Below are 8,402 nucleotides of genomic sequence, written 5' to 3' on the forward strand. Positions count from 1 at the left end.
CGCGTGCGGGTCACCTGCCGTTCCTTGATGACTCGGCGGGTTTCCAGGCAATGGTGGCCAAGTTCGTCAACGAGGTCGAATCGCATGCCTGACCACCTGTCGGGCAGCAGAGCCCGGGGGGAAGGGAACACAATGGATCGCGATGTTTTCGAAGTCGTCGACGAGTTGTTCCGTCGTCGGCTGCAGGTGCCCGAGCTGGACCCGGACACTCCGCTCGCGGACTACGGCCTGGATTCGGTGCGGTCGATCGAGCTGATTGTCGAGATGGAGTCTGTCTTCGACGTGGAGATCTCCGACGAGCAGGCGGCGTCGATCCAGACGCTACGCGACGTCGCCGCCCAGGTCGCCGCGTCGAGGACCGTGCGAGCCGGGACCGGGAGCGGAGAGGCATGAGCACCGACCCCAGGTTCGGCCGCTACGCCCGGCCCGAGGTGGCCCGCCTCTTCCAGGCGCTCAACCTTGACGTGGCGTACCGCCGCGCCCAGGGCGACTACTTGACCCGGGAGCCGGTGGACAGCACAGGGACCGCCGACCAGGTGCTCGACCTGGTCGGCGGTGCGGGCGCGTCGCTGTTCGGGCACAACCATCCGGCACTGGTCGAGGTGGCCCGGCAGTGCCTGGACGAGCAGGTTCCGTTCAACGCCCAGGCGAGCATCCGCCCGGGGGCAGCCGTGCTGGCCGAGAAGCTGTCGGCGCTTGTCAAGGCCACCACCGGCGCGGACTACGTCGTGACGTTCGGCAGCACCGGAGCGGACGCGGTGGAGGCCGCAGTGAAGCACGCCGTGGTCGAGCGGCGTAGGCGGCTCGGCGCGCTGGCGGAGGAGTTCGAGCGGTCTCTGCGGCGGCTGCATCGCGACGGCGTCGCCGACACCCCGTGCGCGACCGGGCCTGCCGCAGGGCGACCCTGCGGCGAGGTGGGCGGGGAGGCCGTCGAGAAGGTCGCCGAGATGCTGCGGGCCGAGCCCGTCCTGGTCTCGCTGCGCGACGCCTTCCACGGCAAGACGACTGCGGCGGGCACGCTGACGGACGGCTCCAACGTGCCCGACGACCTGCACGTGCCAGGCCCCCGGCGCGTGCGGTTGCACGACTGGACGCCGCAGGCGGTGGTTGAGGCACTCGACGATCGGCTCGTCGAGGTCTGCACGGTGGTCGTGGACGCCGACGGCGTGCCGCACTCCGTCGTCCGGAACCAGTCTTCGGTGGCAGCCTGCTTCGCCGAGCCGATCCAGGGCGAGGCGGGGGTGCGCGAGGTCCCGGCCGAGACGCTTGCCGCCCTGCGTGAGCTGGCCGACCGGCACGACGCGGTGCTGGTCTTCGACGAGATCCAGTGCGGCATGGGCCGAACCGGTACGTTCCTGGCCTCCGAGCCGTCCGGCGTGGTCGCCGACTACTACCTGCTGTCGAAGTCCCTCGGTGGTGGACTGGCCAAGATTTCCGCGATGATGGTCGCCACAGGTCGCTACGTCGCCGACTTCGGCCGCTACCACACGTCCACCTTCGCCGAGGACGACTTCTCCGCGCAGATCGCCGCGGCGGCGCTGGACCTCTACGACAGCTACCGCGACCGGATCGCCGCGACCGGCGCGGAGCTGCGCGACCGGCTTGTCGAGGTGGCGGCGCGGTGGCCGGAGGCGGTTGTCGAGGTTCGCGGTCGCGGGCTGCTCATGGGCGTGGAGTTCCGCCTGCCGCGGCCGGAGTCGCGCCTGCTGCGCGCGGTGTTCGACTCCGAGTCGCTCGGTCTTCTGATCGCGGGCCGGTTGCTGCACGCACACGGCATCCGGGTCATGCCCACCTTGTCCGCTCCCACGACCGTCCGCGTGCAACCGTCGGCCCTGCTGGAACGCGCGGACGTCGACCGGGTCGTCGCGGCGTTCGACGACGTGGCGGGCCTGGTCGCCAAGGGCGACTACGCGACGCTGCTCAAACACCTGACCGTGCCCCCGACCGCCGCCTGGCGGCCGCGCCAGCACGTCCCGCTGCCCCGGCGCGGCCAACGAACGAACCACGGCGTCGGCGTGCCGCACGTGGTGTTCCTCGCCAACCTCGACAGCGCGTCCACCATCCGGTCCCTGGCCCCGGAACTGGCGGAGTGGTCGGACAGTCAGTGCACGGCGGCGCTGGACCGGATGCGCGGCGATCTCCATCCGTTCCAGGTCGTGCGGCGCCGGGTGGCCTCGGATGCCGGGAACGTCGTCGATCTCAGCGTGGTGGCGGTGCCGTTCACCGCAGCCCAGGCGGTCGACGCGCTGCGCGGCGGGCATCGGCCCTGGTTGCGCCGGCTGGTGCTCGACGCGGTGGAACTGGGCGTCGCGCTCGGCGGTGACGTCGTCGGACTCGGCGGCTACACCTCGATCGTCACCAACGCCGGTGGCGACGTGGTCGAGCACGACGTCCGGATCACGTCGGGCAACTCGCTCACCGCCGCCTGCGCCTACGACCTGCTCCAACGCCACCTGTCCAGAAGCGGGTCCGGTGCACGCCGGGTCGGGCTGGTCGGCGGGATCGGCAACATCGGCGCGGTGATGGCAGACCTGATCGCCCCGCACTGCGAGTCGCTCGTGCTGGTCGGCAGGCCCGGTTCGGGACGCAGGCTCGCGGCGGTCGCGAACCGCCTGGCCGAACGGGTCGACGTCTCCGTCGCCGAGGACCTCGACGCACTGCGCGACTGCCCGATCGTGGTGAGTGCGACCAACTCGGCCGACCCGGTGATCCTGCCGGCCCACCTGGCGGCCGACCGCGATGTCCTGGTCTGCGACCTCGCGGTGCCCGGCGACGCGCATCCGGCGGTAGCGGGCCTGCCGAATGTCACCCTCGTGTCCGGGGGCCGCATCCAGCTTCCCGGCGGGCAGACCCCGCACTTCCCGGGCATCACCCTGCCGCCGGGCATTGTCTACTCCTGCATGGCCGAGACCATCCTGCTCGGACTCGACGCCGCGACACCGAGCCCTTCCTACGGCGGCCTGTCCGTCGCCGGTGCGCTGGCCGCACGTGAACTGGCCAATCGACACGGGTTTCACCCCGCTCGTATCACCTCGGACGACGTCTCGACACAGCCGTGGGCCGTCACCCAGACCGACTCTTGAGGAGCAGTTCAGATGAACGCAGTTCTCCCGCGTTTTCCGACTATCCTGCACGCGTTGGCAGCGCAGGCGGAACGCAGCTCCGACGCCTCGGCGATAACGCTCTTACCGGAACCGGGGCGGGCCGAGCCGCGGCGGTACGACGCGGTGTTCGACAACGCCGCCCGCTGCGCGGCGGCCCTCGCCGAGCAGGGCGTCGGCCCCGGTGACCGGGTCCTGTTCTGCCTACCGACGAACTGGACCTTCGTCACCGCGTTCTTCGGATGCCAACTGCTGGGCGCGGCCCCGACCGCGATCGCGGTGCCCGCCAGCTTCGGACGCGCGGCTGGATTCGACGGCCAGCTCAAGGAATTGTTGGCCTACCTGCGGCCGGCTGCGATCATCGCCAAGGCTGGGATGATCGAGGCTTCCGGCGACATCACCGACACGGTGTTGATCGACGGGGATGCGCTGGAGACGCGCGCCACCTCTGCCGACGCGCCCCTGCACCCGATCCGTATGCCCGGCGAGGACGAACTGGCGTTCATCCAGTGCACGTCCGGATCCACCGGCAGGCCCAAGGGCGTCATGATCTCGCACGCGAACCTGGCCGCGAACCTGGCGCAGAACGTCGCCGCGACTGGCTGGTCGCCCGAGGACACGGTGGTGAGCTGGCTTCCCCTGTACCACGACATGGGGCTCATATCGGGGATCATGTATCCGGTCTACACCGGAAGCAACAGCGTGCTCATGCCACCCACGCAGTTTCTCCGCGCTCCGGCCGAGTGGTTGCGCAACATGAGCGCGTTCGGCGGAACTGTCGCGGCAGCGCCCAACTTCGCCTATGGCTACGCCGCCGACCGGGTACGCGACGGCGATCTCGAGGGCGTCGACCTCTCGTCCTGGCGGATGGCGCACTGCGGAGCAGAGCCCATCCGCCGCGGCACCATCCGCCGTTTCCTCGACCGGTTCCAACCATGGGGTCTGCGGCAGAACGTGTTCATGCCCTGCTATGGCATGGCCGAGGCCACCCTCACCATCAGCATGGCCCAGCCGGACGAGCCCATCACGGTCGACAGCATCGACCGTATCGCCGCCGTCGTCCAAGGCCGGGCGATCGACGTCGACCCGGATGACACCACCGGGCTGGAAGTCGTCGCCTGCGGTACACCCATCGTGGGCACCGAGGTCCGCATCGTCGACCGTGACGACAACCCCTTGGGGGAGAACCAGATCGGCGACATCCAGTTCCGCAGCCCGGCGCGCACGATCGGCTACTTCGACCTCCCCGAGGAGACCGCCGCGGCGATCGCCGAGCCGGACTGGTGGAAGACCGGCGACGTCGGCTACCTGCGGGACGGTCGACTGCGCATCACCGGGCGGGCCAACGATCTGATCATCATCCGTGGCGCCAACTACTTTCCGTCGGACTTCGAGCAGGCAGCCGAATCGGTGACCGGCGTCCGTCTCGGCACCGTGGTCGCGGTCGGGCACCGTCCGGAGAACGGCGACTCCGAGGAGCTGCACCTGATCGTCGAGTCGCAGTTGCCCGCCGAACAGCACGAACCACTCCGCCAGGCCGTGCGGGCCGCGGTCAGCTCGCGGACCGGCGTCGCCGCGGCCGAGGTGCATGTCGTACCCAAACGCAGTATCCCCAAGACCACCAGCGGAAAGCTGCAACGGTCGAAAGCGCGGCGGTTGTTCGTGGAGGGACGGTCGCCCTCACGGGCCTGAGAGGCGAGCCCCCACCCAGTCTCCTTCCGCGCGGCGCCGTCGGGGCAGCGACGGCAGGCGAGGACATCGGTTGTCCGCCGTCGGGCCCGCCGCCGTCGGGCCGGGAGTACGCAGTGAAGACCACGTCGGGACACACAATGACGTTGATCCCGGCGATCGAACCCGGAGGTTGGCACATGAGCGATGTGATCGTACGGCCCGTACCAGCAGCCGAGATGGACGAAGCAAGCCGGATAGTCGGGCTTGCCTTCGCCGTTAATCCGAGCAACCTGGCTGTCGCTGGCGGCAACCAGGACAAGGCGGCCCGCATCATGGAACAGGCGGCGCGTACCGTCAAGCTCGGACACCGTTTCAGCTACGTGCTCGGTGCCGAACGGCAAGGCGAACTCGCCGGCGTGCTGAAAGCTGCGGAATGGCCCCACTGCCAGATGACGATAGGCGAAAAGATCAAAGCGGCCCCCTCGCAAGTCCGTACCCTGGGCTTCGCGATGGGGCGCGCGCTGAAACTCATCGGCGGGAGGGCCAAACACGAGCCCCGCAAAGCGCACTGGCACATCGGACCGATCGCCGTCCACCCAGAGCAACAGGGGTACGGGGTCGGATCGGCATTGCTGACCTCCTTCCTTGCTGAAGTTGATCAGCAGGGGGCACCCGCCTTTCTGCAAGCGGATGTCGACCGCAACGTCGTGCTCTACGAGAGATTTGGCTTCAAGGTGGTCTCTCAAGAGAAAATCCTCGGCATCAATACCAGTTTCATGTGGCGCGACGCGCGATAAATCACCACACTGTGTCTGCGGTTGTTCCTCCTCGGTCAGGTGCGCCTCCAGCGTGACCAGTGCCGGCACCGACCATGTGCAAGGTTTCCCCCAATTGCCACCAACGCTCGACTCCCAGGGAGAGTTCATGTCCTCGACTGCGGCGACCGCGCGCACCGCGCCACTGGTCGATGCTCCACGCCGGCCTGGGCTGGTGCTGCTCACGGTTTGTGTCGGAATCTTCATGCTGATGCTCGACGCGACCATCGTCTCCGCCGCGCTCGCCGACATTCGCTCGGACTTCGAGGCATCCATCGACGGGCTGCAGTGGGTCATCGACGCCTACTCGATCCCGTTGGCCGGCCTCGTGCTGACCTTCGCCACGATCGGTGACCGGTACGGGCGCAAGCGGATGTTCGTGACCGGCATGGCCGTGTTCACCGGTGCATCGCTGGCGTTGACGTTCTCGGACACCATCGTGCAGCTCGACATCCTGCGCGCGGTGCAGGGCGTCGGGGCTGCCATGCTGTTCGCCACCGCGCTGCCGCTGCTGTCGGTCGCGTTTCCCGAGGGTGCGGCTCGGGCGAAGGCGATCGGCATCTACGGCGCCGTGATGGCGGGCGCGACCGTCGCAGGCCCAGTCGTCGGCGGTGCACTCGTCACCGAATTCGGCTGGCGCTCGGTCTTCAGCATCAACGTGCCGATCGGCATCGTCATCATCCTGGTAGCCCTGAGGATGCCCGAGTCGGCGCGTACCCCCGACCGCCGGGCCGACTGGCTCGGCTCGCTGCTGCTCACCGGCGGCCTCGTGGCCGGTGTGTTCGCCCTGACCCAGGGCAACTCGCTCGGCTGGTCGTCGGGAGAGATCATCGCTCTGATCGTCATCGCTGTCCTGCTGCTGATCGCCTTCCTGAGCTGGCAGATGCGAGCCAGGCACCCGCTGTTCGACATTTCGATGGCGAGGAAGCCCGGGTTCGCCGGTACCGCGATCATCTCGGTCGCGCACATGGCCACGCTGATGGCCGCGACCAACTTCCTCGCGCTGTTCTTCATCGGCACGCTTGGCTACACGCCGCTGCAGATGGGTCTCCGGGTGGTGCCGCTCAGCATCACCGCGATGATCGCCGCGCTGCTGACCGCGATCCTCGCCAAGGGCGTACCGTTCAAGGTGCTGCTGCCGGTCGGCATGGTGCTGGTCACCGTGGCCATGTTCCTGATGGGCAACGTCGGCTACGACAGCGAGTGGACCCACTTCCTGCCCGGCATGCTCGTCGGCGGCATCGGCCTCGGCTCGCTCACTGCAACCAGTCAGGCCGCGTCACTGACCTTCGCCTCGCAGGAGAACGCGGGCATGGCCAGTGCCACGTTCGGCACGTTGCGGCAGGTCGGCATGGCCATCGGCATCGCCGGGCTCGGTGCGATGTTCAGCCATGTCGCACGGGACAAGGCGGAGTCCGGGCTTGCGGCGCTCCCCGGCTCCGATGCGGTGCCGCAGGATCTGAAGCACCAGTTCGTCGAGCAGGTGGGGGCCGCCTCCGGTCACCAGGTGGTCGAGGCGGTGCCGCCGCAGTTCCAGGAGAGTGTGCCCGCGCTGGCCCGGGTCGCCGACCACGCGTCGATCGACGCGCTGAATGCCATGGTCACCCTGGGCACAGTCATCGGCGCGGTCTCCGTGGTCCTCGCGGTGATCACCTTCGCGGTCGACAGCAGCCGGGTCAGCCGGCAGTCTCGGGAGCCCGAGAAGACATCGGTGTGATCTCAAAATCGGCACTACTCCCGCCGGAGTGCACGGCGGCGGGAGTAGTGCCGATTTTCCGTTGGGACAGCAGTGATGACGGTGCCCGCGGACCGGTAGGCGACCGTACGGGATCGGCTGCCCGGCGCCTGGCACGGAAAGCGCGGCGTCGTCCCGTACCGATGGATCTCGGTCCGGGACGACGCCCTGTCGAGCCGTACCCAGGTTCGTCGGCTCGCGAGGCCGACCCCGGTCCCGGGTGCGGAGCCGGCAGGAAAGGACGCGCGGCGGGCAGTCGCGCGGCTCGCAGTAAGAACGCAGCGTCTCCCCGACGAACCGCCTGTGCGGGCATTCGCAACGGCAGGACTCGGTTCGTCGCTCGTCTTCCGGTCCACCCCTGACGCGGTCATCGCCAGACGCTTTCCCGGAGCCGGAGCCGGAGCCGGAGCCGGAGCCGGAGCCGACGGTACGCCACTTGCGGCGGTTCGAGCCCGTCTATGCGAGACGGCTCCGGGGGCAAACAACCTTTCTCACTCGTACGGCACCTTGGTTGACGGGGATGCTATACGCCGTGCAGATCCGAGCAAGGTTTGAGTGGACAATTGCGTACCAAGTGGGTGAGGTGCGGCGAGGTGGCCCTCATCGTCGATCCGGCATTGTCCGTTACGCCGGGTAACCATTGATTGCCCGTTGACATCTCAATCTTCTTGCGACGCCGGTACGCCCGCTCGACTGATGTCGAAGGGCCCGGGGGTATCGTGACGACGATTCGCGACCATTCGGTGGGTGCGCGCCCGAGGCTGGTAAACCGTGACTAAACTGAGGCCGAACCATTTCCTATCGGTTGGGTAGGATACTCAAGAGTGGTTCTTTGGAATTCCGGATGAATCATCCTCTTCGCACGGTGCGTGCGAAGCACACGGTGGGGTGTGCAGAATTAACGGATTGCAGGACGTCAATCAGATGGTAGCGTGCGGTAGTGTTCCGCCGAGTTTAGGTATAAGGGCGGGGAGAATGTGGGCGCGCGGTCGAGGCGCGATTCTTCAAGCAGGAAGCGGCATTATGACTACGGTGACCGATAATGGTTTGAGGGTTCTTGATGGCGGTCAACTGCGGTTG

The 8,402-nt window shown here is 68.0% G+C and carries 5 protein-coding genes; all 5 read left to right on the forward strand.

The features are described 5' to 3' along the window. The first annotated feature begins 132 nt into the window (after positions 1–132). Positions 133–393 carry an acyl carrier protein gene (locus ACIBF5_RS32395; RefSeq protein ID WP_396816703.1) on the forward strand — a complete coding sequence of 87 codons (261 nt, stop codon included), beginning with the start codon at positions 133–135 and terminating at the stop codon, positions 391–393. Next, entirely contained in the window at positions 390–3,083 is a 2,694-nt protein-coding gene (locus tag ACIBF5_RS32400) for an aminotransferase class III-fold pyridoxal phosphate-dependent enzyme (protein ID WP_396816704.1), read from the forward strand. The genes ACIBF5_RS32395 and ACIBF5_RS32400 overlap by 4 nt, the downstream gene beginning before the upstream one ends. A gap of 12 nt (positions 3,084–3,095) precedes the next feature. Further along, positions 3,096–4,793: a fatty acyl-AMP ligase gene (locus ACIBF5_RS32405; protein ID WP_396816705.1), complete on the forward strand. Its 1,698-nt coding sequence runs from the start codon at positions 3,096–3,098 to the stop codon at positions 4,791–4,793. A 176-nt stretch (positions 4,794–4,969) separates the two neighbouring features. Beyond that, positions 4,970–5,569 (forward strand): GNAT family N-acetyltransferase, encoded by a 600-nt coding sequence (locus ACIBF5_RS32410; protein WP_396816706.1) that lies wholly within the window; start codon positions 4,970–4,972, stop codon positions 5,567–5,569. A gap of 127 nt (positions 5,570–5,696) precedes the next feature. Then, positions 5,697–7,304: an MFS transporter gene (locus tag ACIBF5_RS32415; RefSeq protein WP_396816707.1), complete on the forward strand. Its 1,608-nt coding sequence runs from the start codon at positions 5,697–5,699 to the stop codon at positions 7,302–7,304. The last annotated feature ends 1,098 nt before the right edge of the window (positions 7,305–8,402 follow it).

This window comes from Micromonospora sp. NPDC050417, assembly GCF_044458865.1.
Lineage (GTDB): Bacteria > Actinomycetota > Actinomycetes > Mycobacteriales > Micromonosporaceae > Micromonospora_G.

Excerpts from the sequence above, each read along its gene's own strand:
- ACIBF5_RS32395 (WP_396816703.1), top strand. The coding sequence starts at position 133 with ATGGATCGCGATGTTTTCGAAGTCGTCGACGAGTTGTTCCGTCGTCGG.
- ACIBF5_RS32400 (WP_396816704.1), top strand. The coding sequence starts at position 390 with ATGAGCACCGACCCCAGGTTCGGCCGCTACGCCCGGCCCGAGGTGGCC.
- ACIBF5_RS32405 (WP_396816705.1), top strand. The coding sequence starts at position 3,096 with ATGAACGCAGTTCTCCCGCGTTTTCCGACTATCCTGCACGCGTTGGCA.
- ACIBF5_RS32410 (WP_396816706.1), top strand. The coding sequence starts at position 4,970 with ATGAGCGATGTGATCGTACGGCCCGTACCAGCAGCCGAGATGGACGAA.
- ACIBF5_RS32415 (WP_396816707.1), top strand. The coding sequence starts at position 5,697 with ATGTCCTCGACTGCGGCGACCGCGCGCACCGCGCCACTGGTCGATGCT.